Below are 265 nucleotides of genomic sequence, written 5' to 3'. Positions count from 1 at the left end.
ACCAAACCATGCCGGAGTTTCACCCTTAAGATGAGCATAGAAAACTGGTTCATGCTTATATTTATACTGGGCAAAATTAAAGCTAAACGCATTTTTGACCCAAACACATTGGGTTCTTACGGTAATCCCAGCATTATTCATTGCATCCTCAAATTCTCGCTGAAAAGAGGATGGGTGAAAGACATAGATTGCAGCATGATTGTCCATGACCGAGGCATAATTGACGAATACTTTCTGCAGAAACTCCTTAAATGCCCCAGCATCC

The 265-nt window shown here is 41.1% G+C and carries 1 pseudogene; it reads right to left on the bottom strand.

The features are described from left to right. A pseudogene (locus KVT27_RS25005) lies at nucleotides 1-207 on the bottom strand (DNA modification methylase); the annotation flags it as partial. Between the last annotated feature and the right edge of the window lie 58 nt (nucleotides 208-265).

The sequence above is a fragment of the Lysinibacillus sp. GbtcB16 genome (assembly GCF_019091145.1).
GTDB lineage: Bacteria > Bacillota > Bacilli > Bacillales_A > Planococcaceae > Lysinibacillus > Lysinibacillus fusiformis.
Note: the sequence above shows the minus strand (reverse complement) of the source record. Positions and strands in the feature narration are given on the sequence as shown.